Source organism: Tropicimonas sp. IMCC34043, assembly GCF_003390845.1.
Taxonomy (GTDB): Bacteria; Pseudomonadota; Alphaproteobacteria; order Rhodobacterales; family Rhodobacteraceae; genus Tropicimonas.
The window spans coordinates 131408-157832 of sequence record NZ_QMEK01000001.1; the positions used below are offsets into that span (position 1 = coordinate 131408).

Sequence of the window (26425 nt, forward strand, 5' to 3'; positions counted from 1 at the left end):
GTCACGGCTTCCGATTCGGAGCAGATCCACCGCTTTCCTTTCTCGGTCGAGTTGCGGGTGCGGTCGTAGTCTCGCTGCCCTGGCAGGTGGTAGATCCTCCCCGAGTCGGAGATGTTGCCCTTGCTCTTGCACCCCGCTGGCCCTGCCTCAGGTGCACTCTACGCCGACGCATGCCGGTAAGTTTCGGGTGGGATCGCTTCGCCCTGCCAGACACCGCGGCCCGCCTTGGCCGCTTTTGTCTCGGCCTCCACGGCGTCGAGCGAATACCGGCGACAGGCACAGGCCGCCCCAAGTTCGACCGTCTCGGCGTCCATGTCTTTGCCAGCCGCATAGCAAACGGCGACCACCCTGCCATAGCGGTCATGGTCGCGGGGCTCACAGACCAGCTTCCTGCCGGCCAAGAGGCCCGTCAGCCTTTCGCCAGACGGATTTGTCAGGTTGTTGACCCTGCCCGGCCCTGTCCGCGGGCCAGGATCTGGACATAGGGGGCAAGGCTCATTCCGCCGCCTCGGACACGCGGGCGCCCCCCAGAAGTGCGGCGATCTCGGACCGGCAGGACCCGCAGTTCGTACCGGCAGACAGGGCCGCGCCGACCGCCTCGACGCTCATCAGGCCCCCGGTCTCGATCGCGGAGAGGATGGTGTTCACGCCGACGCCGAAGCACGAGCATAGGACGGGTCCGGGATCGGGTCGGTCGGCGGGCGCGCGCCCGGTCAGCACGTCGTCCCCGGGCAAGGTCGACAGGTAGTCTCGCATGACCGCCACGGGTCCAGGTGCGGCAAAGAACGCCGCGATCAGTCGACTGCCTTCGTGAAACGCCAGCCGCGCGAGGCCGCGCGCCGGATCGCTCAGCATCTGGACGTCGGCGTCGGGCAGGCCGAACAGCGCCCTGGCCTCGGCTTCCCAATCCCGGGGGGTCGCTCTTCCCGCAAGCTCCAGCCGCCAGCCGCTCTCGCTGCGCGCCACGGCCCAATAGTCGCTGGCGGGCCGGACCGGGCGGGAAGAGACCGCGAACCCGTACCACGCCGCGCCGTAGGGACGCACGGCGCAGACGGAGGCCTTGCTTTCAGGCTGGCCCGAGACCGGGTCGGTCGCTCCAGCGACCAGCGCGTCGATGCGCCCGGTCGGCGCGGTCTCGCCCGTCCAGTGGATTGGCGCAAAGACCGTGCCGCGCTGGACCGCCTCGGTGAGCGTCGCCCGCAGGACCGCGATCCCGGTCGGAGACGAGAGCTCGACCAGCGTATCTGGCCCGATCGCCAGGTCGGCGGCATCGTGGGGGTGGATCTCGACGAAGGGCTCGGCCATGTGGCCCGACAGGCGCGGAGAGGTCCCGGTGCGGGTCATCGTGTGCCAATGGTCTCGCACCCGGCCGGTGTTCAGACGGAACGGAAAGCGCGGTGCCCGTTTCGCGGCCGGTCCGCGCCATGTCACCGGGATCATCTGCATGCGGCTGGTCTTGTGGAACGACTTGCCGTCCGCAAAGAAGCGCCCGCCTTGTCGGGCCGCCACCGGCCAGCGGGTCGGGGAAAGCGCGGCGTAGTGCGTGTCGCTCAGGTCCGACAGGCCCGAGATGTCGAAGTCACGCCCGAGCGTCCCCGCGATCCCGGACAGGGCCGCGTGCTCGCGGAAGATCTCGGCCGGGCTGTCGTAGTCGAACGCCGCCCCGAACCCCATGCGCCTCGCGACCTGCGCGATGTGCCACCAGTCGGGCCGGGCATTGCCCGGGGCGGGCAGCACGGCGCGCTGGCGAGAGATCGTGCGGTCGGAGTTGGTGACCGTCCCGTCCTTCTCGGCCCAAGCACTGGCGGGCAAGAGCACGTCGGCCAGCCGCGCCGTGTCGGTCGCTGGCGTGATATCCGAGACGACGGTGAAGTCGCAGGCCGCGATTGCGGCCCGCACGGCGTCCGCCTCGGGCAAGGTCACGGCGGGGTTCGTATGCATGATCCACAGGGCCTTGATCCGGCCCTCCGCCACGGCCCTGAACATCTCGACCGCCCTCAGACCGGGCGCGTCGGGAATGCGCGGAGCCTGCCAGAATTCTCGCACCGCCGCGCGGTGGGTCGCGTTCTCGAGATCGAGGTGACAGGCGAGCGTATTGGCAAGGCCACCGACCTCGCGCCCGCCCATGGCGTTTGGCTGGCCGGTGACGCTGAAGGGGCCCATCCCGGGCTTGCCGATGCGGCCCGTCGCGAGGTGGCAGTTGAGGATGGCGTTCACCTTGTCGGTGCCGCTGCTCGACTGGTTGACGCCTTGGCTGAAGACCGTGACGACCCGTTCGGTGCCGAGCCACATGCTAAAGAAGCGGTCGATCAGCGCCCGGTCGAGCTCCGTTGGCGCAAGGCTGTCGCCCCGTGCGGCCGCGATCGTGGCATCGAAGCCGTCGACCCGGCCAACGTAGGCCGCGTCAACCGCGCTGCCATCGCAGATTGCCGCAAGCAGCCCGTTGAACAGCGCCACGTCCGATCCGATGCGCAGCGGCAGGTGCAGGTCCGCCCCTTCGCAGGTCGCGGTCCGGCGCGGATCGATGACGACGACCTTCGTCCCGCGCGCGGCCTTTGCGGCCAGGATGCGCTGGTGCAGGATCGGATGGCACCACGCCAGGTTAGAGCCGACAAGAACCACCAGATCGGCCTGGTCCAAGTCCTCGTAGGTACCAGGTACCGTATCGGTACCGAAGGCGCGCTTGTGCCCCGCGACGGTGGATGACATGCAGAGCCTCGAATTGGTGTCGATATTCGCGGTGCCGACGAAGCCCTTCATGAACTTGTTGGCGACGTAGTAATCTTCGGTCAGCATCTGACCGCTGGCGTAGAAGGCCACGCTGTCGGGGGAATGTGCGTCGATCGTCGCCCTGAACCGCTCCGCCACGAGATCCAGCGCCGCATCCCAGCCGGCCTCCTGCCCGCCGATGCGCGGGGCCAGCAGCCGCCCCTCGTGCCCCACGGTCTGGCCCAGCGCCGAGCCCTTGGAGCACAGCCGTCCCCGGTTGGCCGGGTGGTCGGGGTCGCCACGGACGGACAGGCCCTGGCCGTCCCGCGACAGGATCACGCCGCAGCCGACCCCACAGTAGGGACAGGTCGAGCGGACCTCGCTCACGCGGCGCTCCGGCGGCCGATGGCCGCGTCGTCGATCAGGATGCGGCCCGCCTCGACCCGGACCGGGTAGGTTGCGATGCGGCCCTCGTCGGCGCCCTGCGCCTCGCCGGTCTCCAGCGACCAGACCCAGTTGTGCAGCGGGCAGGTCACGCGGCGGCCGTGGACGATGCCCTCGCTGAGAGGTCCACCCTTGTGCGCGCAACTGTTCGAGGTCGCAAAGACCTCTTCCGCGTCGGTGCGGAACAGGGCGACGCAGCCGGCTGCGGTCTTGACCACCCGTGCGCCGCGCAGGGGGATATCCTCCAGCGCGCCAATGTCGATCCAGCTCATTCTGCGGCCTCCAGCGTCAGGTTTGCGATTGGGGCGAAGGCGCACGCCTTTTCGCGCACCGCCAGCTCCGCCCAGGGGTCGGTCTGATAGATCGTCTGGCTCAGGTCGAAACGGTCGACCAGCGCCTTGCGTTCAGGCGCATCGCCAAGCGTCTGCTGCACCCAGTCGAGGCCGACCTTGGCCAGCCACTTGTAGGGCCGGTCCAGATATCTGGCGTGCTCGCGGTAAAGCTGGATGAAAGCGACGGTCCACTCCACCGCCTCGTCCTCGGTCGCGACTTTGACCAGCGGCTGGACCTCCTTGACGTCCATGCCCGCCGCGCCGCCGACCCCGATCTCGAAGCCGCTGTCGACGCAGACGATGCCGACGTCCTTGCAGGTCGCCTCGGCGCAGTTGCGCGGACAGCCTGAGACGGCCAGCTTGACCTTGTGCGGCGTCCAGGAGCCCCAGAGCCGCTTCTCTAGCCGGATGCCAAGACCGGTGCTGTCCTGCGTGCCGAAGCGGCAGTGGTCGGTGCCGACGCAGGTCTTCACGGTCCGCAACCCCTTGGAATAGGCATGCCCCGAGACAAGGCCTGCCGCGTTCAGATCGGCCCAGATGGCGGGCAGGTCCTCGCCCTTCACGCCCAGCAGGTCGATGCGCTGGCCCCCAGTGACCTTGACCGTAGGCACGTCGTACTTGTCGGCCGCGTCCGCGATGGCGCGCAGCTCGTCCGCGGTGGTGATGCCGCCCCACATGCGCGGCACGACGGAAAAGGTGCCGTCCTTCTGGATGTTGGCATGCTTGCGTTCGTTCACGAACCGGCTTTGCGGGTCGTCGCGATAGTCGAGCGGCCAGTCGGCCAGCAGATAGAAGTTCACCGCCGGACGGCAGACGTGGCAGCCGTTGGGCGTGCGCCAGCCGAGTTCCTGCCAGACCGCCGTCTGCGACTTGAGGCTGCGCGACTTGATCAGGCGGCGCACATCCTCGTGGCTGAGGTCCGTGCAGTCGCAGACCTTTTGCGCGGTGGGCATCTGGAACGCATCGCCCAAGGTCGCGGCCAGCACCTGCTCCACCAGGCCCGTGCAGGTCCCGCAGGAGGCGCTTGCCTTCGTCTGCGCACGCACGGTGCCCAGATCGGTGGCCCCATCCTCGATCGCCTCGACGATCCGGCCCTTGCAGACACCGTTGCAGCCGCAGATCTCTGCGTCAGCCGGCAAGGCTGCAACGGCGGCCAAAGGGTCCGCTGTGGTCCCTCCCTGGTAGGCCGGTCCGAAGACCAGCGTGTCGCGCATATCCGAGATGTCGGTGCCGTTGCGGATCAGGCCGAAGAACCAGTTGCCGTCCGCCGTGTCGCCGTACAACACCGCGCCGATCAACGTGTCGTCCTCGACGACCAGCCGCTTGTAGATGCCTCGGGCGGGATCGCGAAAGACGATGTCCTCGCGCCCCGGCCCGTCGCCGAAATCGCCCGCGCTAAAGAGATCGCACCCCGTGACCTTCAGCTTGGTCGACAGCTGCTTGGGCGCGAAGGCCGCCTTCTGCCCAATGAGCGTCGCCGCCAGCACCTTGGCCTGATCGTAGAGCGGCGCGACGAGCCCGAAGAGCTGACCCGCGAACTCCACACATTCGCCCACGGCAAAGATGTCCGCGTCCGAGGTCCGCATCTGCGCGTCCACCGCGATGGCCTTGTTCACCACCAGCCCGGACTGCCGGGCCAGCGCGACGGAGGGGCGGATCCCCACGGCCATCACCACGAGGTCCGCCGGCAGGACGGTGCCGTCCTCCAGTTCCACCGCCTCGACGCGGCCCTCGCCCCGGATGCACCTGGTGGAGGCCTGGGTCATGACGGCGATGCCGCGCCGCTCGAGGTCGGCGCGCAAGAGGTAGCCCGCGGCGGGGTCCAGCTGACGTTCCATCAGGTGGCCCGCCAGGTGCAGCACTGTGACCTCCAGCCCGCGCATCCGCAGGCCGGCGGCAGCTTCCAGGCCCAAGAGGCCGCCGCCGATGACCACGGCCCGCGATCCGGGCCTCGTGTCGATCATGCGGTTGGTGTCGTCCAGGTCGCGATAGGCGATGACGCCGTCCAGATCGTGGCCGGGACAGGGGATGATGAACGGGTCCGAGCCGGTGCCGAAGACCAGCCTGTCGTAGGGCACCTCGCCCCGTTCGCCGATGACCACCTTGCGGTCGCGGTCTATCCCGGTGACCCGCTCGCCGAAGCGGCAGGTGACCCCGTGGGCCGCGTACCAGTCGTCGTCGTGGGTGACGATCTCCGCAAAGCTCTTCTCGCCCGACAGCACCGGAGAGAGCATGATGCGGTTGTAGTTGCCCCGCGGCTCTGCGTTGAAGAGGGTCACGCGATAGGCGGTCGGATCGGCCTCTAGGAGATGCTCCAGCAGACGGCCCGAGGCCATGCCAGCGCCTATGACGACAAGTCTTTCCATGCTCCGCTCCTCAGCAATACCAGGCGACGATATGGGACAGCTCGCCGCCCCTGTGGATCGGCAGCGCGACCATCATCGCGTAGCCACGTGCGGCGGCCCCCGTCTCGGTCACGGGGAGGCCTGTGCCCAGTACGCGGCCGACAGGGCCTTCCCAGACGGTCGCCTCGCGCTCCCGGCCCGCGTTCTCGGGGTCCCAGAGGGGACCGTCGCGGTCGCAGATGCCGTCGATCAGCTTCGCGGTGCGACCGGCGCGCGCGTCCCAGATCTCGAATCTGCGGGCGATGGGAGTGCCCTTGGCCGACAGGAGCGTCAGGACGAAGGTCGCCCCTCCGGGCACCTGCAGCGGCACACCAAGGCCGGTGGTCAGACCGGCCTGACCCGCGGATTCGGACCGCACGAAACGGTAGCCCGAGCCAAGGTCGCGCATTAGGATCGGCGTCTGCGCCGACCAGACGCTGCCGGGCAGGCCCTGGCCTTTCGGGAATTGCGTGTGCTGGCTGACCCATTCGAAGTGCTTCGCGGCCCCGTAATATCCGTCGGCCAGCGTCAGGATCCCTTCCGCCTCCGCCCAGACCTCGATCGCGCCGGTCCGCTCGGCATCATCGGCGCACAGGACGACCAGAACCGCCTTCAGCGTCTTGCCCGCAAAGACGGGGATGGCCACGGCGCAGGTCAGTCCGGCCTCCTTCGCGGCATCCGTGCGCTTGAAATAGGAGCCGTCGAAGTCCTTCAGGACCACCGGCCGCGCCTCGGCCCAGGCCTTGCCGGGCAGACCTTCGCCCTTGGCAAAACTTTCCGTGCGCGAGGCCTCGGCGAAGCGCGCGTGCGCCCCGTAGACGCCGCCGGACAGAGCCAGCCGGTCGCCATCGGGCGTCCAGATCTCCGCGACCTCGACGAAGGTCCGCCCATTTTCCAGAACCGTATCCATCGCCGTCACTCCGCTGCCATGGCCGGGTTGGCCGACTTGGTCTCGGGACGTGCGCCGTGCTCGTATTCCTCAAGGAAATTCAGCACCTGTTCGCGGTATAGATAATAGTCGGGGTGTTCGAGCAGCGCCTTGCGCGACCGCGGGCGCGGCAGGTCCACGTCCACGATCTTGCCGATGGTCGCCTGCGGGCCGTTTGTCATCATCACCACGCGGTCGGCCAGAAGGATCGCCTCGTCAACGTCGTGGGTGACGCAGATCGCGGTGACCTTGGTGCGGTCCCAGACCTCCATCAGCACCTCTTGCAGCTCCCAGCGGGTGAGGCTGTCGAGCATCCCGAAGGGCTCGTCCAGCAGCAGCAGCTTGGGGCTGAGCGCAAAGGCACGGGCGATGCCGACCCGCTGCTTCATGCCGTTGGAGAGCTCGACGGCGGGCTTGTCCATCGCGTCGGCCAGGCCCACCCGTTCCAGGTAATATTCCACCACGTCCTGCCGCTCGGCGCGGCTGGCGCGGGGATAGACCTTGTCCACGCCCACGGCGCAATTCTCGCGCGCGGTCAACCACGGAAAGAGCGACGGCGACTGGAACACCACGGCGCGCTCGGGGTCGGCACCCATGATGTGGCGGCCGTCCAGCTTGATAGCGCCCTTCGAGATCTCGTTCAGACCGGCGGCCATCGTCAGCACGGTGGACTTGCCGCAGCCCGAATGGCCGATCAGCGAGATGAACTCGCCGCGGTCCATCTTGAGGTCGAAATCCTCGACCACCGTCAGTGGTCCCTTGGGCGTCGGATAGACCTTGTGGAGCTGCGAGAAGTCCAGAAACCGCTTGTCGATCAGACCGGCCTGCGCTTCCTTTTCGGCCTTGGGCACCGTGTGGATCGGGGTCACGTTCGGCAGGGTTTTCTGGCCGCCCGCCTCGGTCTTGATGCCCACATCCATCAGGTAGCCGGTGATATCGGCGCGAAGGCGCTTGAAGCCTTCGTGGTGGTTCATGGCGCCGCGTTCGCGCGGGCGGGGAATGTCCACCTTGAACTCGCGGCCGAGCGTGCCGTTCGGGTTCAGCGCGACGATCCGGTCGGCCAGCACGATTGCCTCGTCCACGTCATTGGTGACGAGCACGCAGGTCTGCTTTTCCTGGCTCCAGATCGCCTCGATCTCGTCGGCGAGGTTGGCGCGGGTCAGCGCGTCGAGCGCCGAGAGCGGCTCGTCCAGCAGCAGGACCTCGGGGTTCATCGCCAGCGCCCGGGCCACGTTGACGCGCTGGCGCATGCCGCCCGAAAGCTCGGCCGGGCGGCGCCGCGCGGCGTGGGACAGGCCCACCATCTTCACGTAGTGCTCAACCTTGGCGTCCTTTTCCTTGCCCGCCATCCTGGGGAAGACCGTATCGACGGCCAGTCGCACGTTGCCCGACACGGTCAGCCAGGGCATCAGCGAATAGCTTTGAAAGATTACGCCACGCTCGGGACCGGGGCCGGTGACGGCTTCGTCGCGAAAGGTGACCTTGCCGGAAGTGGGGCTCTCGAGCCCCGCCATGAGGTTGATCAGGGTCGTCTTGCCGGTGCCGGAAAACCCCAGCAGCACGAGGAACTCGCCTTCGGCCACGTCAAGGTCGATGTCTTTCAGCACCGGCGTTTCGCCGTGGCTTTTCGACACGTTTTTGAATGTCAGGATACCCATGGTAACTCCTTGAATGCGCTATGGCCTTGCGACTCGAGCGCCGATCACCGCTGGTTTGTGAAGGTGAAGGCCGCCTGGATCGCGAACATCAGCCGGTCCAGCAGAAAGCCGATGATCCCGATGGTGAGGACCGCGACCATGATCCGCGCGAGGCTTGAGGAGCTGCCGTTCTGGAACTCGTCCCAGACGAACTTGCCGAGCCCCGGGTTCTGCGCCAGCATCTCGGCCGCGATCAGCACCATCCAGCCCACGCCAAGCGACAGGCGCAGCCCGGTGAAGATCAGCGGCAGGGCAGAGGGCAGCACCAGCTTGGTGATCTTGGTCCAGGTGTTCATCTTCAAGACCTTGGAGACATTGATCAGGTCCTTGTCGATGGAGGCGACCCCCAGCGCAGTGTTGATCAGCGTCGGCCAGAGCGAGCAGAGGGTCACGGTGATCGCAGACACAAGGAACGACTTGGCGAAGAGTCCGTCGTTCGTCACATAGACCGCCGAGACGATCATTGTGACGATGGGCAGCCAGGCGAGAGGGCTCACGGGCTTGAAAATCTGGATGATTGGGTTCAGCGCCGCATTCGCGGTGGGCGACAGGCCCGCCAGGATGCCAAGGGGTACCGCGACAGCGGTGGCGACTAGAAAGCCGAAGAACACAGTTCCAATGGAAGTGCGGATCTGCTGGTAGAAGGACGGCGCTCCGGTATAGGCGGGCTCGGTCGGTGCCTGCCCCTTCGCGATCCGGCGTTCGTTGAGCGCGGCGACCTGTTCCTGAAACCGCGCGCGGTTTTCCCCGGTGCGCACGGCGTCGGCGTGCAGGCCGCGCGCCTCGGTCCAGACCTGCGCCGGACCGGGAACCGCCCCCAGCGACGTCTGCACTTGCGGCGCGAGAACGGCCCAGAGCGTCAGGAAGGCGGCGATCGCAACGAGCGGCACGCCCAGAAGGCGCCAGATCTCCCGCGCCTGTGCGCGGGGATTGTCGCCCGCGATGGCGCGCAACAGAGGCGTGACGAAGGACAGGCCCAGCACGCTGAACCAGGCGTCGGCCTTGTTGATGCGCGTGAACCAGACGGCGCGGCGGGCTTCGCGGTGATTGGCATCGAGAGTGTTCGGATCAACGGCGGTCATGGCAGGCTCCGGGGGGCGAATGAGGGGGAGAGGAAGAGGCCCCGGCGCGCGCGGCCGGGGCGCGGGGATCAACCTTGCACGCCCGATCCGTCGACGGTCTGGCCGGTCTTCAGGCCGATCGGCAGGCTCTCGAGGTAGGCCCCCGGGCGGCGTCCATCGTAGGGGATGCCGTCGATGATATCGCCCGCAGGGGTCGGGGCCTTGAAGCCGTCCGTCTCCCAGGGAAAGCCGTCCTCTGGGGCGAGACCCTCGTCGACCAGCATTCGCGCGGCCTGCAGATAGATGTCGGGGCGATAGACGCTCTTGGCGGTGTTGAAATACCACTGGTCGTCCTTGGACTCCGGGATCTGCCCCCAGCGGCGCATCTGGGTCAGATACCAGATTGCGTCCGAATAGTAGGGATAGGTGGCGTTGTAGCGGAAGAAGACGTTGAAATCGGGGACCTCGCGCACGTCGCCTTCCTCGTATTCGAAGGTGCCGGTCATCGAGGCGGCGATGACCTCTTCATCGGCGCCGACATATGCGGAACGCGACAGGATCGAGACCGCCTCTTCGCGGTTGGCGTTGTCGTTCTCATCGAGCCAGATCGCCGCCCGGATCAGAGCCTTGGTCAGCGCCAGCGTGGTGTTGGGGTTTTCTTCGGCGAAGGCGGCGGTGATGCCAAAGACCTTCTCGGGGTTGTTCTTCCAAATCTCGTAGTCGGTGATGACCGGCACCCCGATCCCCTTGAAGACCGCCTGCTGGTTCCAGGGTTCGCCCACGCAATAGCCGTGGATGGTGCCCGCCTCGAGGGTCGAGGGCATCTGCGGCGGCGGCGTGACCGACAAGAGCACGTCGGCGTCGATCTGGCCGGTGGCGTCGCCGTTTGCATAGAAGCCGGGGTTCAGCCCGCCCGCGGCCAGCCAGTAGCGAAGCTCGTAATTGTGGGTCGAGACGGGAAAGACCATGCCCATCTTAAAGGCTTCGCCGTTCTTGTTGAACTCTCTGACCGCCGGCACCAGGGCCGCGGCCGAGATCGGGTGCTGCGGCATGCCGTCGGCGTTCTCGGGGATGCTCGGCTTCATCATCTCCCACACCTCGTTCGACACGGTGATGCCGTTGCCGTTCAGGTCCATGGAGAAGGGCGTGACGATATGCGCCTCGGTGCCGTAACCGATGGTGGCGGCGAGCGGCTGACCGGCGAGCATGTGGGCGCCGTCGAGCGTGCCGTCGATGACGCCGTCCAGCAGCACCTTCCAGTTGGCCTGTGCTTCGAGGGTGACGAAGAGCCCTTCGTCGAGGAAGTAGCCCTGCTCGTAGGCGACCGCGAGCGGCGCCATGTCGGTCAACTTGATGAAGCCCAAGGTCAGCTCGCTCTTCTCGAGCTCCAGCATCTGCGCCGCGACGGGGCCGGCAAGAAAGGTGCTGGCCGCGAGGCCGATCAGGATCTGTTTCATGGTGTCGTCCCCAGTAAGGGCCGGCTTCGGGGCCGGCGAAACACGAAAAAAGCCGCTGACGCACTTCGCCTGGTTGGCGAAGGGTCGAGCGGCTTTGCTCATCTCCCCGGTCGTTCGGGTGTTCGGTCGTGGCGGGCCCCGTTGCCTGCCGACCTCTGAAACATGTGACAGCGGGTGTCGTAAGGGAAGCGATTTCCGCTTCAAACGGTGCGGTTGCGCCGCATTGCAGCGTGATTTGGGCGCACTGCCCGTATCCTGGGCATCATGAGAATCCCGAATCGAACCGGCGGCCGTCGAAGAAAACATCGCGGCACAGTTTTATCTCGCCTCCGCGGCTGGAGGGCGCGCGCGTATCCGCGGTCAGGGCACCCTCGATTCGGACTGAGGCCGCCGGCAGATCGCTCCCCGTCGACGCCAACGCGGCCCGGTGCAGGTCGCTGCGAAAGACCGCCGCCGCGTCACGCATTGCGCGGTCGCGATCCAGCCCCATGCGCGCCGCGATCTGCCCGCCGATCCAGGCCGCCTGGCTGCGCCACGGAAGGCTGACTGCGCCGTCGTGAAAGCCGATGAACCGGTGGACCCTCCGCGTCTCGCCCATCGGCGAGATCGCGAGCTGCCCCGACATCGCGCGTTCGATCAGTTCGGGCGAGACATCCAGGTACTCCCGCCGCGCCAGAAGCTCGGAGGCCAGCGAGCGCTCGCCGGCATCGTCCAGCCACCGGCCCGCGCGCCAGACCGCGCGTATCAACCGGCCCGAGAGCTCAGGCTCGGAGGCGGCCCAGCCGCTGCGCGTCGCCAGCACCTTCTCCGGCGCGAAGGCCCAGACCGCCGCGCCGGGCAGCAGAAGCTGGCCCATGCCGCTCTCGACCACCTTCGACCCCCAGGGTTCGCCCACGCAGAAGGCGTCGATCTCACCGGCGCGGATTGCGTCGGCCATGAGCGACGGCGGAACGGTGCGCACGATCAGGCTTTGCGGACTAGGATGCCCCAGCGACGACAACCAGTAGAAGACGAGTTCGGCATGCATCGAAAAGGGGAACGGCACCCCGATCCGGAGCGGCCCCTCCCCGGCCGCGATCAGGGCGCGACCGGCGGCGGTGGCGTCGGCGAAGTCGAAGGGGTGGCCCGCCGCGCGCATGCGGGCGGCGAGATCGGTGCTGACCCCCACTACGGTGCCGTTGACCGACAGGACCGAGATCGCCTCGAGGCCCGCGCCGCCGCCGCCCAGCCCCAAGGCCATGGACACCGGGATCGGGGCCAGCATGTGCGCGGCGTCCACCTGCCCGAAAGTCAGTGCATCGCGCGCACTGGCCCAGGACGGTGCCCGGCGCAGCGTCAGCGAGAGGCCTTCCTCGGCGGCGAAGCCCATCTCCTGCGCGGCGATCAGGGGGGCCGCGTCGATCAGCGGGACGAACCCGATGTCCAGTGTCGTCGCCCTCATCCCAGCAAACTGGCCGCAGTGACAAGCGCTGCGGCGACCTCGGCCAGCCGTTTGTTTTGATCCATGGCGGCCTTGCGCAGCAGGGAGTAGGCCTCGTCCTCGGTGATCCCTCGGGCGCGCATCAGAAGACCCTTGGCCCGGTCGATGACTTTGCGCTCCTCGAGCGCGCGCTTGGTCTCGGCCAATTCGGTGCGCATGCGCTGCATCAGGTGGAACCGTGCGATTGCGGCTTCCATCACCGGCTTGACCCGTGACGAGGTCAGGCCGTCGACGACGTAGGCCGACAGGCCCGCCTCGATCGCCGCAGTCGACAAGCCGGCGTCGCTGCGGTCGACGAACAGGGCGACGGGGCGTTCCAGAGGGCCACTGGCCAGTGTCAATTCCTCGATGATGTCGCGCGAGGGGTCCGCCACGTCCACCAGCACCAGATCCGGCCGGATCTGCGCGATCTGGCGCGCCAGCGATGCCCGCTCGGCCACCACGTGGATCTTGTAATCGGTGCCATCGACCAAGGCATCGACAATAAACCGCGCCCGATCCGGATCGGACTCGACGACGACGACGGAGAGGGGCTGGACCATGGCCATCGAGTGTCCAGATGTCCGGAGCCGAGACCAATTGCCAGCCAAAAACACCGCTGACGGCGCGACTCACCGTAACCGGCCATCGAAACAGCCATTCGCAGTGCCGATGCCTGATTTCTGGGCGCGACCCTGCGAACAGTCGAGACGGCATGTGCTGACCTTAGACCCGACTCTCGTCCGTATTGAAGTAGCGTCCGCGGGCTCATTTCTGATGCTAGGCGGCGCGCATCGCCAGCCCTCTCTTTGCCACGAACTCGACCGGCGGAATGTTCCCGATGCCTGAGTGTGGTCGGCGGTGGTTGTCGTCGTGCTGCCATGCCCGGATCTGCTCGCGGGCTTCGGTCAGCGACGAGAACAGTCGAGACGGCATGTGCTGACCTGAGACCCGACTCTGGTCCGTATTGACGTAGAGTCCGCGGGCTCATTTCTGATGCTAGGCGGCGCGCATCGCCAGCCCTTTCCTCGCCACGAACTCGACCGGCGAAATGTTCCCGATGCCTGAGTGTGGTCGGTGGTGGTTGTCGTCGTGCTGCCATGCCCGGATCTGCTCGCGGGCTTCGGTCAGCGACGAGAACAGCGTCTCGTTGAGGAACTCGTCCCGGAAGCGGCCGTTGAACCTCTCGACGAAGCCGTTCTGCATGGGCTTTCCGGGGGCTGACCCCGTGCTTGCGGCAGACATCGACCGTCGCCGCGCCCGCCTCCTGCTCCTTCAGCATCCCGATGATCTGCTCTTCCGTGACCCTTGATCGCTTCATGGTCCGTCTCCTGGCTGGGGCGGACTCTACCTCAAGAGGGAGGAAGAAACGGGTCGCAGGTCAAAACCTGCGCTTCGTGGCCGTGTTGGTTGCTAGATTGGTCGGTAGGCGACCGGGCCCAGACGATGCGCGCCGTTCGCGGCGGGCTCGAACCGGTGGCGCCGCGCCGCGGGACGAACATGCCCTTCGTGGCGCGCTCGATGCCGGCGCATCCCGGGCGGCCGCGCCACGCCTATGAGACCTTGTCTGCCGGCCTCGTGGGCGATGACTGAAGTCCGATTGGCCCGGTCTTCGGGATTTCACTTGCAAACATCCGTAAGGCATCCATATAACATCCATGTGGATGGAGAAAGCGATGCCAAATGTTGTCAAACTGGGCCAGAAGGTGCCCGAGTCCGAGAAGATCACGATCAATCTTGGCTATGTCGATCTGGGCCGGATCGACCTTCTGGTGCAGGAGGGGTTCTATTCGAACCGTTCGGATTTCATCCGAACAGCCATTCGTACGCAGCTGAGCGGGCACGATGAGGTGGTGACCCGGTCCATCGAACGGCACACGATGGAGCTCGGGCTGCGCGACTATGACAAGGCCACCCTCGAGGCGCTGCGCGAGGCGGGCGAGATCTTGCACGTCAAGGTCGTGGGACTGGCCCGAATCGCGTCGGACGTGACACCGGAACTGGCACGCGCCACGATCGGGTCCATCACCGTCCTTGGCGCGCTTCAGGCCAGCACGGAAATCAAGAAAGCTCTGGCTGATCGCATTCTCTAGGCGACGGCCTTCCCTGAAGGATCACATGCATGACCCATTTCTTCACCGGCGCCAGTCGCCGGCCGGCGGCGCACGCGCGTCCCGATCACCGCGAAGCTGCCGCACGTCTGGTGCAGGAAACGCTGGCCCGTCACGGCCTTGCCGGCAATATCGGCGTGTCCCCCGGGGCTGCCGGCGCATCTGGCCTGGGCGAGGCTTTGGCCTCTGCATTGCAGGGTGCCTTGTCCCCGCAGGGCTTGGGGCGGATCGCGCCGGTCGCCGACGCCACGCCCGCAGATGTCAACTTCACACGGCACAGCTTTGCCTGCGACGCAGGCAGCCGAGACTATCGGCTCTATGTTCCGGAATCGGCAAAGGACGGCGCGACGGCATTGGTCGTGATGCTGCATGGCTGCACCCAGACGCCCGAGGACTTTGCCGCAGGCACGGGCATGAACGCCCTGGCCGATGCGCACGGGGTCATCGTGGTCTATCCCGCGCAGGCGCGCGGCGCGAATGCGCAATCCTGCTGGAACTGGTTCGGCCCGGGCGATCAGGTCCGCGACCGCGGCGAGCCTGCGATCATTGCGGGTCTCACCCGCGAGGTCATTGCAAGCTACCGGATCCCTTCAGGCCGAGCCTTTGTCGCCGGCCTGTCGGCGGGCGGCGCGATGGCCGTGATCCTCGGGCAGAGCTATCCCGATCTCTATGCCGGGGTAGGGGTTCATTCCGGCCTTCCCTATGCCTCGGCCAGCGATGTGGCCTCGGCCTTCTCAGCGATGGGCGGCAACCCGAGGCAGGCCGCGCAACGACCGCGCTCCATGCGCCATGTGCCCACCATCGTCTTTCACGGCACTGCAGATGCCACGGTGCACCCCACGAACGGCGAGTTCATCGCACGCGATGCGCTGTCGTCCGAGGGGGACGCACAGATCCAGACGACGGAACGCGGTGCGATGGCGGGCCGTGCGTTCGAGCGGCGGATCACCTCGCGCCCGGACGGGCGCACGAGCGTCGAGCATTGGGAGGTCGATGGCCTGGCCCACGCATGGTCCGGTGGCCGGCCCGCCGGTTCCTACACCGATCCGAAGGGCCCCGATGCCAGCGCCGAGATGATCCGCTTCTTTCTGGAGCTTGACGACGGGGGCAAATGACCCGGCCCGGGATTTTCCCCGACGGCGCTGTCAGCGCCGTTGGGGCCCGGGACCAGGGTTCGCAAACTCAAGGGGATGGGGGCGGCGGAAAGGACCGCAACCGCAAACCGTGGGATCAAACAACCGGCCAGCTGGCCGGGACCGGTCTCAGGCGGTGGCAGCCGCGCTGCGATTGCCGCGCTTCTGGTCGACGAGCACGTCTGTCGCAACCGCGCCGATCCACATGCAGGTCAGCGCAAGCCAGGCGGTCGCGGCAAAGATCGAACTGCCGGTCACGCCGGCGCCGATCGCACAGCCACCCGCCAGCATGCCGCCGAACCCCATCAGCGCGGCCCCGATCATGGACCTCTGCATCACGGCCGGACCGTCGAAGCCCTGAAGTTTCAGCTCGCCGGTGAAGAAGGCCGCAAAGAAGGCGCCAAGGAAGACGCCCGGCACCAGGCCGATATCGAATTCCAGCACGCTGTCAGGAACCAGGAAGAACATCAGCGTATGCGCCGAGGGGCCGGTGAAGGTGGCGCTTTCGATCTGGACCGGATCAAAGGCGACCTGACTGAGCCCGAAGGTCAGCACCCAGCCAACCGCAACCGCAAAGCCGACGCCGGAGGCCATGAAAAGCCGCGTGAGCCCCAGCGCATTGCGCCGTGCCAGAACGATCGCCAGAACCGCCAGCGCAAGACCCAGCGCCAGCCCGCCGTATGCAGGCAGGCCGGTGGCGGCCAGAAGATCGACGTTGCGCCCGCCCGGCGTAACCCACAGCCCCGAGATCCTGTTGCGCAGCGGCGCAAGCCAGCCCTCGAGGCTCATCTGTGCCACCACGGCAAAAACGAGGCCCGACACCACCGAGCGCAGGTTGCCCGTTGCTGCCAGCACCAGAAGCCGCCCGGAACAGCCGCGCGCCAGCACCATCCCGACGCCGAATATCAGCCCGCCGATCACCGCCCCAGACCAGGTGCCCGGCACCGCCATCATCCGGGCGTCCTCGGCCCGCATCAGTCCGAGAAGCTGTGCGGCCTGCACCCAGACCATGGCGGTCGAGAATGTGAGCAGCCAGATCGACATCCGCGGCCCCAGCGCGCCGCGGGCGAATTCAACCGTCGCGGCGCGCAGGCAAAAGGCCGATCGCTGCGCCGCAACTCCGAACAATACGCCGGTGATCAGCCCGAACAGCGCGGCTGTCGGCTGTTCACCGATGCGTTCCACAATCGAAAGAATGTCCATGTGTCCCCTGCGCGCATTCCGTACGAAAGTGCCCCTGAAATGCCACAGATCAACATCCTAAGCCTTGATCCAGATCAGCCGCGGCGGGGTCAGAAACCGCCAGGCGAGGCCCAAAGGCGCCGCAAGAGCCCGCAAACCGCCATCCCTGCCGCCTGTCTTCGGTCGTCCGCCGGGCCGCATTGGCCTCGCGGCCCGGGCGCGCTAGAACCGGACGGCAGGTGCCGGCCATGGCCGGCGGTCCGGGGCGGATCCGGGCAACATCCTGCCGTCCCATCCGGTCGGGTGGCGACTGACACCCACCGCCGCCGGAAGGCCCCGATGCTGCTGATCCTTCGCCATGGCGAGACCGAATGGAATGTGGCCGGCCGCATGCAGGGCGGGCTCGATTCGCCGCTGACAGCGCGCGGGCGTCAGCAGGCCAGGGACCAGGGCGCGATCCTGCGCGCCGCAGGGCTGGGGCAGCTTCCGTTGCTGGTCAGTCCGCTGGGGCGGGCCATGCAGACTGCGCGGCTGGCGCTGCCCGGTGTCGCGCCGCAGCCCGATCCTCGGCTGGCCGAGGTCGCCATGGGGCACTGGCAGGGCCTGACCCGGGACGAGATTGCGGCCAACTGGCCCGAGGCGCTGGACGATCCGCACCCGTTCCGATGGAAATTCAGGGCCCCGGGCGGCGAGAGCTTTGAACAATTGGCGGACCGCCTTGGCGCCTTTGCGGCCGAGCGGCCGGGTCCTGCAATCGTCGTGACACACGGGGTGACCTCGCAGGTTCTGCGCGGCATCCTGCTTGGCATGGATCTCGAGTCGATGGCGGGACTCGAGGATCGCCAGGGCTGCGTCTGGCATGTCGGCGAAGGGCAACACATGGCACTTGACTGCGAGGCGTAAAATCCACGACCGGTGCAACGGTAAATAGTGTTAACCTTTTGCTGTAGTGTTAACGCTTTCGCCGTAGTGCAGTCTGAGTGAGTGGACGATGACCCTGAACGATTTCCTCGATCGGATGCAATGTATCGACGACGCACCGGGCCTGTGGCGCCTGATGCTCGAGGTCTTTCGGCTGCGCGGTGCCAGCATGGTCAGCTATCGCCACATGCAGGAGGACCCCGACACCGAAACCGCGCCGGAGATCGTCTATGATGGGTTTCCCGCCGCCTTCGTCGACTTCTACTTCGGCCGCGAGATCTATCGCGACAGCCCGCTGATCGAACACGCATTGCGTACCACCGAACCGTTCTGGTGGTCGGATTCGGTGCAGGTGGCGCGGATGTCCGAGCTCGAGAAGGAACTTGTCCGAACCATGATGGCGATGCTCGACAGCGACGGACTGGTGATTCAGGTGTTCGGTCCGAACCGCCGGTTGGGGACCGTGAACCTCGGCTTCGGCAAGGACGCGCCGCGCCTCGGAGAGCAGGAAATCCGCGAATTGCAGATCATCGCCCAGAGCGCCCATCTGGCCTATTGCCGGCTGGTCGCGGGCGATGCCGAGGCCGCCCGGCTTCGGCTGAGCGCGCGCGAATGCGAGGTGCTGGAATGGATCGCTCGCGGCAAGTCGAACGGCGTGATCGCCGAGATCCTGGGGATCTCCATCCATACCGTCGACACGCATGTGCGGCGGATCTTTCGCAAGCTTGAAGTGAACGACAGAACGACGGCGGCCATCAAGGGCTTTGGCGCGGGGCTGGTCCAGACCGCCGCCTGATCTCGATGTTACGTAAGGTCACGAGATTTAATGTTGACCGATAAAATCCCAATTGAGTAAAAGATCGAGCGTCGCGCGAGGTTTCGGTCGCGGGCTTGAAGCGTGGTGGGCGTCGGCCGCGGTGGCAGCGGGACGTAGGCTCCGGCCCTTGGCCGGTTTCTGAGCGCGGGCGACACGCGAAGGGCGGTGGGTTCATGGGGATGACCCGCCGCCCGGACGCTTTGACAGTCCAATCGGGGACAGTCCGGCGCCGGCTCTTGCCTTGACGCATATGCCTGAGGTATCAGGCACGGCGCGGGTGATTAGCTCAGTTGGTAGAGCGCCTCGTTTACACCGAGGATGTCGGGAGTTCGAGCCTCTCATCACCCACCATTCCTGAATGATCCTGGCCGTTTCACGCGCCGGCGTGCCGCCAAGCGTGGCGATCCAGACGGAATTTTTCGGTCGCGGCAGCCCGAGTCACGCTTCGACACACGACCCCGCGCATCCTGCCCGATGTTGCCGATCTCGGGCTCGGAACGCCGCCGTGGGCACGTGCCGGCGCGAAAGGGCATCCGTGCCGCATTCCGCCAAAAGCCTGCTTGACGGCAGTCGCCCGTCAGCCTAGAACGCCGCTCACGCCGCGCGATGCCCCTGCATCTGCGGTTCGCAGCGGGCGGTTGTAGCTCAGTTGGTTAGAGTACCGGCCTGTCACGCCGGGGGTCGCGGGTTCGAGTCCCGTCAACCGCGCCATCGCTGCACGACAGCCCCGAAGACGGGCATCCCCGCCCTGGCGGGATACATTTCGGCCCGAAAGGGCCCTGCGCGGTTGTAGCTCAGTTGGTTAGAGTACCGGCCTGTCACGCCGGGGGTCGCGGGTTCGAGTCCCGTCAACCGCGCCACCTTTTCCTGTTTATTCTCCCTCTCGGATCTGACGCTGACGGCGGATTGCGCCGACCCGTCGCGCGCGCCCGTTCCGGCCATCCACGCGCCGCAGGCGCGTCCGGTCCCAAGGCCTCTCGATGCCCTTGGCATCAAGGGGCGAGGGGAGGTCTCCGCTGCAGCACCATGGCGCCGGGCCGTTCTCAGGACGGCGACGCGGCGAGGTGGCGCATGGCCAGCGAAAAAAGCTCGGCCTGCGAGGCAATCCCGAGCTTTGCATAGGCATGGTGGCGGTGCACCTTGACCGTTCCTTCCGAGATCCCGAGCAGGGCAGCCGCCGACGGCGTCGAATGGCCCTGCAGCACCAGCAGGACGATCTCGCGTTCCCGCGGGCTCAGCCGGTCGGCGGCAAAGCTCTCCATCCTGAGGTCGAGCAGCCCGGTCTCGCCCGTCTCACCGGTCCCCCACTGGCGGCGCACGGCCGCCGCAACGGTCGCAAAGACCGCGCCGACCCGCGCGATCTCGGCCCCGTCGAACCGTGGCTTGGTCAGGTCGCGGGCCAGCGACACCACGATCCAGCGTTCGGCCCCGTCCGGGATCAGCAACCCCAGTTCATCGACGATGTGGTTCTTGCGGAAAAACGTCCGGTAATATTCCGACCGCACGAAGGCCTCGGGCGCGAGGTCGAGCACCGAATAGACCCCGGGCGCCGTGCGGTTGCGGCAGGCGAGGAAAAGCGGATCGAGCAGATAGGGGCCGCTGGCATAGAAATCGACCGCGACCGCCGCCTGCAGCCGGTCGAGGGTGTGAAACAGCGACCGCGGCGGCGCGCTGCCGGGATAGAGCGTGACGACCAGCGAATCGAACGGACAGCAGCAGGCGGCCGCGTGGTGCAGCGCGGCGGGAAACTGATCGCTGCCGACAGTCTCGACAAGCCCCGCGATCACACTGTCCCAGCCCGTGGGAAAGGGCTGCAACAGCGGATGCCCGCCAAGGGCCGTCTCGGATACAGCCGCTGCGGAAACGTCCTTGGCCCCGGGGTCGGCGTTCATCGGCTGGTCCTATATCCGTCGGTATATGTCTTCGGCGGAATTTACCGCATCAGGGCCCTTGGTCAATTCTGCAAACCGACAAGAAGACCTCGAAGGACCCCAACATGGCAACGGATTCAAGCGTCAACCCCGCCGCAGGCGATCTCGCCTTCACCCGCGAAGAGACCCGCGGCACCATATCCGAGGCGAGCTATGCCGGTGCGCTCAGCTTCATGCGCCGCCGCTATACCCGCGACCTGACCGGCGTCGACGTGGCGATCATGGGTGTGCCCTTCGATCTGGCGGTCTCCAGCCGGTCGGGCACACGGCACGGGCCGCGGGCGGTGCGCGCGGCCTCGGCCCATATCGCCTGGTCGGCCCCCTGGCCCTGGACGGAAGACCCCTACACCACGCTTTCGGTCGTTGATTATGGCGACTGCCGGTTCGACTATGGCCGCCCTGCCGGCGTGCCGGACGAGATCGCGAACGAGGCCCGCAAGGTGCTGGCGAGCGGCGCCGCGCTGCTGTCGATCGGCGGCGATCACTTCGTCACCTATCCGCTGCTGAAGGCGCATGCCGAAAAGCATGGTCCCCTGAGCCTGATCCAGTTCGACGCCCACACCGACACCTGGGCCGACGAACCCGACCGGATCGACCATGGCACCATGCTGTGGCACGCGGTTCAGGACGGTCTGGTGGTGCCGGAACGCTCGGTGCAGGTCGGTATCCGCACCCACAACCCCGATACGCTGGGGTTCAACATCATCGACGCGATCGAGATGCACCGCACCGGCCCCGAGGCGGTGGCCGCCAAGGTCAAGGCCATCGTTGGCGACAACCCGACCTATGTCACCTTCGACATCGACGCGCTGGAACCCGCCTCGGCGCCCGGCACCGGCACGCCTGTGATCGGCGGTCTGACGCCCTTTCAGGCGCAGGAGACGTTGCGCCAGATCGTCGGCGTCGATGTCGTCGGCATGGACGTGGTCGAGGTGGCGCCTGCCTATGACGTGGCGGACATCACCGCGCTGGCGGCTGCGACGATTGCAAGCGACCTGCTGTGCCTGCACGCCGCTGCCCGCAAGGCCAGGGGCTGAGGCGGGCTGCGTGACCTTGGGAGGAGGCCTATCAATCCACATGACGGAGACCCGGAAACGATGACCGACCCAGTCCCTTTCTTCCCGCTGCCGCGCGTCGCCTCGTTGCTGGCAGCAATTGTCGCGACGCCGGCTGCGGCCGCGGATCTTTCGATCTACAACTGGGCCGATTACTTCGCGCCCGACACGATCCAGAGCTATCAGGCCGAGACCGGCAGCGATGTGACGCTCGATTTCTTCGATTCGAACGAAGTGCTCGAAACCAAGATACTGACCGGGCGGTCAGGCTATGATGTGGTGTTTCCCGCGACCTCGAATGCCGAGCGTGAATTTGCGGCGGGCGGATTGCTGGCCATCGATCCGGACCGGCTGCAGAACTATGGCAATCTCGACCCGGCGATCCTTGCCGCGCTCGACGCGGTGCCGGGCGGCCGGCAGCTGGGCGTTCCCTATACCTGGGGCACGATCGGCATCGCCTGGAACCGGGACCTGGTGGCGGACCGGCTGGGCGGGGATGTCGCCATGGACAGCTGGGATGCGCTGTTCGATCCGGCGATTGCCGGCAAGCTGGCCGATTGCGGCATCGGTGTGCTCGACTCGCCAATCGAGATGACCTCGGTCGCGTTGCACCGTGTCGGTGCCGATCCCTATTCCGACGCGGCCGCCGATCTTGACCGGGCGCAGGCGGCGCTCGAGGTCGCCGCGACGTCGGTGCGCTATTTCAACAGCCAGAAGACGGCGAGCGATCTTGCAGCCGGAAACATCTGTATGGCGGTGCTTTACAGCGGCGATGCGGGTCTGGCGCAGGCCCGCGCGATGGAGGCCGGAAATGGTGTCGAGATCAGCTATGCCATCCCGCGCGAAGGCACGCTGATGTGGATCGACCTGATGGCGATCCCGGCCGACGCGCCGCATGTGGACGAGGCCTATCGTTTCATCGACTACATGCTGCGCCCCGAGGTGATCGCCGAGGTCACCAATTCCGTGTTCTTTGCCAACGCGAATGCGGCTGCCACGGCAAATGTCGATCCGGCGATCCTGTCGGATCCGGGTGTCTATCCCGATGCGTCCACGATGGCGCGTCTGTTCCCGGACCGCAGCGTTGACGGCAAGGCGCTTCGCGCCCGCACGCGGCTGTGGACCCGGGTCATGTCTGGGATCTGATCGCCCGCGGTGCGGGATCTGCACCGGCCCTCGCCCTGCGGCCGGCGCGACCGCCGCGCCGCAGGCAGGTCAGGGGCGCGCGCGACGAGGGCGCGAGTGCCCTCGTCGGCGGCGGGGTCTCAGGCCGACAGTGCCGCCAGCACACGGGCCCAACTGCGGATGCCCTTGTGAAAGCTCTTCACGTCATACTTCTCGTTCGGCGAATGGATCGCGTCGTCGTCGTTGGCAAAGCCGATCAGCAGCGAATCCATGCCGAGGATCGACTTGAAGTAATAGGCGACCGGGATCGACCCGCCCATGCCGGTAAAGACCGCCTCGCGGTTCCATTCGTCCGACAGCGCCTGACGCGCGGTCTCGAATTCGGGGCGGGTGATGTCCATGACCGAAGCCCGCGAGCCTTCGAGCGAATTGTCCCAGGTGACGCTGGCATCGGGGGAAAGCTGCGCCTCGACATGGGCGCGGACCTTCCGGCGCAGCGCGTCGGGGTCCATGTCGCCCACCAGCCGGCAGGTGATCTTGCAATGCGCCTTGGACGGGATCACGGTCTTCGACCCCGCGCCCTGATACCCGCCCCAAAGTCCGTTGACCTCCAGCGTCGGGCGCGCCCATTGCTGTTCGAGCGTGCTGTAGCCCGCCTCGCCATGGGCCTTGGTATAGCCGACGCTTTCCAGATAGGCCTTTTCGTCGAAGCCGCAGCTTTCCCACTGCCGCTTCAATTCCTCGGGCACCTCGTGCACGCCTTCGTAAAATCCTTCGACCGCGACGCGACCGTCCGCGTCGTGGAACGAGGCGACGATGCGCGCGATCTCCTTCAGCGGGTTCAGCCCCGGTCCGCCATAATGGCCCGAATGCAGGTCGATCCGCGGGCCGGTGATGGTGAACTCGTCCTTCAACATGCCGCGCAGCTGCGAGGCGATCGAGGGCACGCCGGGGCTGACCATGCCGGTGTCGCAGATCAGCACGAGATCGCGGGTCAGCTCGTCGGCATTTTCCTTCAGGAACGGCACCAGCGAGGGCGAGCCCGACTCCTCCTCGCCCTCGAAGAAGAAGGTGACGGGCAGGGGCAGGCTGCCGTGGACGGCGATCCAGGCGCGGGCGGCCTCGACAAAGGTCATGAGCTGGCCCTTGTCGTCCGAGGTGCCGCGTCCGCGGATCAATTTGCCGTGAGGCCCGTCCTGCAATTCGGGTTCGAACGGCGGCGTGTCCCACAGATCCAGCGGGTCGACCGGCTGCACGTCATAGTGGCCATAGAACAGCAGATGCGGCCCGGCGCCGCCCTCGCTTTTTGCCACCACCATCGGATGGCCCGGGGTCGGGCGCTTGGCAGCCTCAAGTCCCATGGTCGCCAGATCGGCCACCAGCGCATCGGCTGTCTGGTCGCAAGCCGCCTTGAAGGCCGGATCGGTCGAGATCGAGGGGATCCTGAGCAAGGTCATCAGCCGGTCGAGCGCTGCGGGCAGGTCGGTGTCGATCCGGTCCAGAACGGGGGCAAGGCGGGGGTCGGTCATGGCGGGTTCCTTTCGCGTCGGCGCGAAGGTAACAGCGGCATCGCCACTGTCCAGCGACAGCCCGACGCGGCGCGCGATGTCGCGACGCCGGGACCTTCGCAGGGGTTGGCAAGCAGCAAAGCCACACGCTAGTGTGCGCGCGATCGAAGGGGAGTGACCACATATGCGCATAATCGGCCTGGCGCTGGCATTGGCCTGTCTCGCGCCGCACGCAATCGCGCAGCCGCTCGACAGCAAGGCTGCCCGCAAGATGCTGTTCGGCACCCGAGGCGTCGACGTCCAGATTTCCGATGTCGGTTTCATCGACGCGGGCATGGTCAAGGCGCTGGAACAGGCCGCCGGCCAGATCCCTTATTATGGCGCGATCGCGGTCTCGCCGGGCGAGCCGACAAGTTCGAACCTGATGTCGGTGATCGGAAACCTGCACTCGCCCGAGTCCGCCGCGAAGGCGGTGCTGGACAATTGCAACGCAAGGCGCACAACCGGCGGGCCCTGCGTGGTGATCGCGGTCGTCACGCCGCGCAAGTACTCGCCGCAGCCGCTGACCCTGTCGGTGGGCGCGACCGGGGCCTTCGAAAAGGAATATCGCAAGATGAAGGCGCCGAAGGCGATGGCAATCTCGCGCTCGACCGGGGGCTATGCCATGGACCGCGGCGATGGTGGCCGGGCGGTATCGCAATGCGAGGCGGCAGCCGCCGCGATGGGCGGCAAGGATTGCGAGGTCGTGATCGCCGATTGACTTGGCTGCCCGCTGGAGACATATGCAATTTGACGCATTTGAATGTCATTTGCGCTGTGTCAAGGTAGGCCTCGGCCAGAAGTGTGAACCAGGTGTAGATTGAACCGCCATAAGACCCGAGGTTATCCCAGGTGACGAACAAGATCCGCTATGCAGCTGCCGTCGACTCCGCGATAGAAAAACTCCATGAGGAAGGGCGTTATCGTACCTTCATCGACATCGAGCGTCGTCGCGGCGCCTTTCCGGCAGCCGTATGGAAGCGGCCGGATGGGACCGAATCGGAGATCACGGTCTGGTGCGGCAACGATTATCTCGGCATGGGCCAGCACCCGGTCGTTCTGGCAGCGATGCATGAAGCGCTAGACGCGACCGGCGCCGGATCGGGCGGAACCCGCAATATCTCGGGCACCACGGTCTATCACAAGGCGCTCGAAGCCGAACTTGCGGATCTGCACCAAAAGGAAGCCGCGCTGGTCTTTACCTCGGCCTATGTTGCCAATGACGCCACGCTGTCGACCCTGCCGAAACTGCTGCCCGGTCTGATCATCTATTCCGACCAACTGAACCACGCCTCGATGATCGAAGGCATCCTCCGCAACGGTGGCGCCAAGCGGGTGTTCCGCCACAACGATGTGGCGCATCTGCGCGAGTTGCTGGCGGCCGACGATCCGCGCGCGCCGAAGCTGATCGCCTTCGAGTCGATCTATTCGATGGATGCCGATTTCGGGCCGATCCGGGAAATCTGCGATCTGGCGGATGAATTCGACGCCCTGACCTATATCGACGAGGTCCATGCCGTCGGCATGTACGGCCCGCGCGGCGCCGGCGTGGCCGAGCGTGACGGGCTGATGGCGCGGATCGACATCATCAACGGCACGCTCTCCAAGGCCTATGGTGTGATGGGTGGCTATATCGCGGCCTCCGAGCGGATGTGCGACGCGATCCGGTCCTATGCGCCGGGCTTCATCTTCTCGACCTCGCTGCCGCCGGCGGTGGTGGCGGGCGCCGCGGCCTCGGTCCGGCATCTCAAGACCGACCAGGCGCTGCGCGACAAGCAGCAGTTGCATGCAAAGATCCTGAAGACCCGGCTGATAGCCATGGGGCTGCCGATCATCGACAATGGCTCGCACATCGTGCCGGTGATGGTGGGCGATCCGGTGCATACCAAGCGGATCTCGGACATGCTGCTCGAGCAATACGGCGTCTATGTGCAGCCGATCAACTATCCCACCGTGCCCCGCGGCACCGAACGGCTGCGTTTCACGCCGTCGCCGGTGCATACGCCGGACATGCTTGACGGGCTGGTGCGGGCCATGGATCAGCTTTGGCGCCAATGCGCGTTGAACCGCGCAGAACTTTCTGCCTAACTCTTCCTTAAGTGCAAGGATGTCAGCGCTGTGTTACCGTGTGC

23 protein-coding genes, 3 tRNA genes and 2 pseudogenes are annotated in these 26425 nt (G+C 66.6%); 12 read left to right on the top strand and 16 right to left on the bottom strand.

Annotated features, from left to right (window positions below):
* Positions 1-158: 158 nt before the first annotated feature.
* From DQG17_RS22110 to DQG17_RS00635, 13 genes and pseudogenes are all read right to left on the bottom strand, one after another.
* Positions 159-578, bottom strand: a complete 420-nt coding sequence (locus DQG17_RS22110) for a thermonuclease family protein (RefSeq protein ID WP_116130826.1) — start codon at positions 576-578, stop codon at positions 159-161.
* Positions 496-3096 (bottom strand): nitrate reductase, encoded by a 2601-nt coding sequence (locus tag DQG17_RS00580; protein WP_116130827.1) that lies wholly within the window; start codon positions 3094-3096, stop codon positions 496-498. Before DQG17_RS00580 ends, DQG17_RS22110 begins: the two co-directional genes overlap by 83 nt.
* Positions 3093-3425 carry a nitrite reductase small subunit NirD gene (gene nirD / locus DQG17_RS00585; RefSeq protein ID WP_116130828.1) on the bottom strand — a complete coding sequence of 111 codons (333 nt, stop codon included), beginning with the start codon at positions 3423-3425 and terminating at the stop codon, positions 3093-3095. The genes DQG17_RS00580 and nirD overlap by 4 nt, the downstream gene beginning before the upstream one ends.
* Positions 3422-5851, bottom strand: coding sequence for a nitrite reductase large subunit NirB (gene nirB, locus DQG17_RS00590; RefSeq protein WP_116130829.1), 2430 nt, complete (start codon positions 5849-5851; stop codon positions 3422-3424). The genes nirD and nirB overlap by 4 nt, the downstream gene beginning before the upstream one ends.
* A 10-nt stretch (positions 5852-5861) precedes the next feature.
* A complete protein-coding gene (locus DQG17_RS00595) occupies positions 5862-6779 on the bottom strand; it encodes a GAF domain-containing protein (RefSeq protein WP_116130830.1) in 918 nt (305 codons plus the stop codon).
* Positions 6780-6784: 5 nt separating this feature from the next.
* Positions 6785-8455 carry an ABC transporter ATP-binding protein gene (locus tag DQG17_RS00600; RefSeq protein ID WP_116130831.1) on the bottom strand — a complete coding sequence of 557 codons (1671 nt, stop codon included), beginning with the start codon at positions 8453-8455 and terminating at the stop codon, positions 6785-6787.
* Between the two features lie 44 nt (positions 8456-8499).
* Positions 8500-9576: an ABC transporter permease gene (locus DQG17_RS00605; RefSeq protein ID WP_116130832.1), complete on the bottom strand. Its 1077-nt coding sequence runs from the start codon at positions 9574-9576 to the stop codon at positions 8500-8502.
* A gap of 68 nt (positions 9577-9644) precedes the next feature.
* The gene (locus tag DQG17_RS00610) at positions 9645-11012 is read right to left on the bottom strand and encodes a CmpA/NrtA family ABC transporter substrate-binding protein (protein ID WP_116130833.1); all 1368 of its coding nucleotides are present in this window, start codon (positions 11010-11012) and stop codon (positions 9645-9647) included.
* Positions 11013-11274: 262 nt separating this feature from the next.
* The gene (locus DQG17_RS00615) at positions 11275-12453 is read right to left on the bottom strand and encodes an ABC transporter substrate-binding protein (protein WP_116130834.1); all 1179 of its coding nucleotides are present in this window, start codon (positions 12451-12453) and stop codon (positions 11275-11277) included.
* Positions 12450-13034, bottom strand: a complete 585-nt coding sequence (locus DQG17_RS00620) for an ANTAR domain-containing response regulator (RefSeq protein WP_116132509.1) — start codon at positions 13032-13034, stop codon at positions 12450-12452. The genes DQG17_RS00615 and DQG17_RS00620 overlap by 4 nt, the downstream gene beginning before the upstream one ends.
* Before the next feature lie 217 nt (positions 13035-13251).
* Positions 13252-13407 (bottom strand): integrase core domain-containing protein, encoded by a 156-nt coding sequence (locus DQG17_RS00625; protein WP_116130835.1) that lies wholly within the window; start codon positions 13405-13407, stop codon positions 13252-13254.
* A gap of 63 nt (positions 13408-13470) precedes the next feature.
* Positions 13471-13692 (bottom strand): annotated as a pseudogene (locus DQG17_RS00630) (transposase); the annotation flags it as partial.
* Positions 13691-13792 (bottom strand): annotated as a pseudogene (locus DQG17_RS00635) (transposase); the annotation flags it as partial. The pseudogenes DQG17_RS00635 and DQG17_RS00630, both read right to left, overlap by 2 nt.
* A gap of 125 nt (positions 13793-13917) precedes the next feature.
* Here DQG17_RS00635 and DQG17_RS21545 point away from each other — a divergent pair.
* The 3 genes from DQG17_RS21545 to DQG17_RS00645 all read left to right on the top strand — a co-directional run bounded on the left by DQG17_RS21545 (position 13918) and on the right by DQG17_RS00645 (position 15697).
* Positions 13918-14064: a hypothetical protein gene (locus DQG17_RS21545; protein WP_157973470.1), complete on the top strand. Its 147-nt coding sequence runs from the start codon at positions 13918-13920 to the stop codon at positions 14062-14064.
* Between the two features lie 83 nt (positions 14065-14147).
* On the top strand, positions 14148-14564 hold the full coding sequence (locus DQG17_RS00640) for a CopG family transcriptional regulator (protein WP_116130837.1): 417 nt from the start codon (positions 14148-14150) through the stop codon (positions 14562-14564).
* A 29-nt stretch (positions 14565-14593) separates the two neighbouring features.
* Complete coding sequence (locus DQG17_RS00645; RefSeq protein WP_116130838.1) at positions 14594-15697, top strand: PHB depolymerase family esterase; 1104 nt, start codon at positions 14594-14596, stop codon at positions 15695-15697.
* Positions 15698-15844: 147 nt separating this feature from the next.
* Here DQG17_RS00645 and DQG17_RS00650 read toward each other — a convergent pair whose 3' ends face one another.
* Positions 15845-16918 (bottom strand): YeeE/YedE family protein, encoded by a 1074-nt coding sequence (locus tag DQG17_RS00650; protein ID WP_116130839.1) that lies wholly within the window; start codon positions 16916-16918, stop codon positions 15845-15847.
* A gap of 318 nt (positions 16919-17236) precedes the next feature.
* Between DQG17_RS00650 and DQG17_RS00655 the strand changes: the two genes are divergently transcribed.
* The 5 genes from DQG17_RS00655 (at position 17237) to DQG17_RS00675 (ending at position 19495) form a co-directional block, all read left to right on the top strand.
* Positions 17237-17800 carry a histidine phosphatase family protein gene (locus DQG17_RS00655; RefSeq protein ID WP_116130840.1) on the top strand — a complete coding sequence of 188 codons (564 nt, stop codon included), beginning with the start codon at positions 17237-17239 and terminating at the stop codon, positions 17798-17800.
* Positions 17801-17888: 88 nt separating this feature from the next.
* Positions 17889-18614: a LuxR family transcriptional regulator gene (locus DQG17_RS00660; protein ID WP_116130841.1), complete on the top strand. Its 726-nt coding sequence runs from the start codon at positions 17889-17891 to the stop codon at positions 18612-18614.
* A gap of 296 nt (positions 18615-18910) precedes the next feature.
* A tRNA-Val gene (locus tag DQG17_RS00665) sits at positions 18911-18986 on the top strand.
* A gap of 283 nt (positions 18987-19269) precedes the next feature.
* Positions 19270-19346 (top strand) — tRNA-Asp (locus DQG17_RS00670).
* A 72-nt stretch (positions 19347-19418) separates the two neighbouring features.
* Positions 19419-19495, top strand: a tRNA-Asp gene (locus DQG17_RS00675).
* 183 nt (positions 19496-19678) lie between these two features.
* On the opposite strand, the gene DQG17_RS00680 is transcribed toward DQG17_RS00675, so the two are convergent.
* Positions 19679-20527, bottom strand: coding sequence for a helix-turn-helix transcriptional regulator (locus tag DQG17_RS00680; RefSeq protein WP_116130842.1), 849 nt, complete (start codon positions 20525-20527; stop codon positions 19679-19681).
* Positions 20528-20631: 104 nt separating this feature from the next.
* Here DQG17_RS00680 and speB point away from each other — a divergent pair, with 104 nt between their 5' ends.
* Positions 20632-21603: an agmatinase gene (gene speB / locus DQG17_RS00685; RefSeq protein WP_116130843.1), complete on the top strand. Its 972-nt coding sequence runs from the start codon at positions 20632-20634 to the stop codon at positions 21601-21603.
* Positions 21604-21663: 60 nt separating this feature from the next.
* A complete protein-coding gene (locus DQG17_RS00690) occupies positions 21664-22767 on the top strand; it encodes an extracellular solute-binding protein (RefSeq protein ID WP_116130844.1) in 1104 nt (367 codons plus the stop codon).
* Between the two features lie 119 nt (positions 22768-22886).
* On the opposite strand, the gene DQG17_RS00695 is transcribed toward DQG17_RS00690, so the two are convergent.
* The gene (locus DQG17_RS00695; RefSeq protein ID WP_116130845.1) at positions 22887-24275 is read right to left on the bottom strand and encodes a M20/M25/M40 family metallo-hydrolase; all 1389 of its coding nucleotides are present in this window, start codon (positions 24273-24275) and stop codon (positions 22887-22889) included.
* A gap of 163 nt (positions 24276-24438) precedes the next feature.
* On the opposite strand from DQG17_RS00695, the gene DQG17_RS00700 reads away from it, so the two are divergent.
* Positions 24439-25014, top strand: a complete 576-nt coding sequence (locus DQG17_RS00700; RefSeq protein ID WP_116130846.1) for a hypothetical protein — start codon at positions 24439-24441, stop codon at positions 25012-25014.
* 143 nt (positions 25015-25157) lie between these two features.
* Positions 25158-26381, top strand: coding sequence for a 5-aminolevulinate synthase (hemA, locus tag DQG17_RS00705; protein WP_116132510.1), 1224 nt, complete (start codon positions 25158-25160; stop codon positions 26379-26381).
* The last annotated feature ends 44 nt before the right edge of the window (positions 26382-26425 follow it).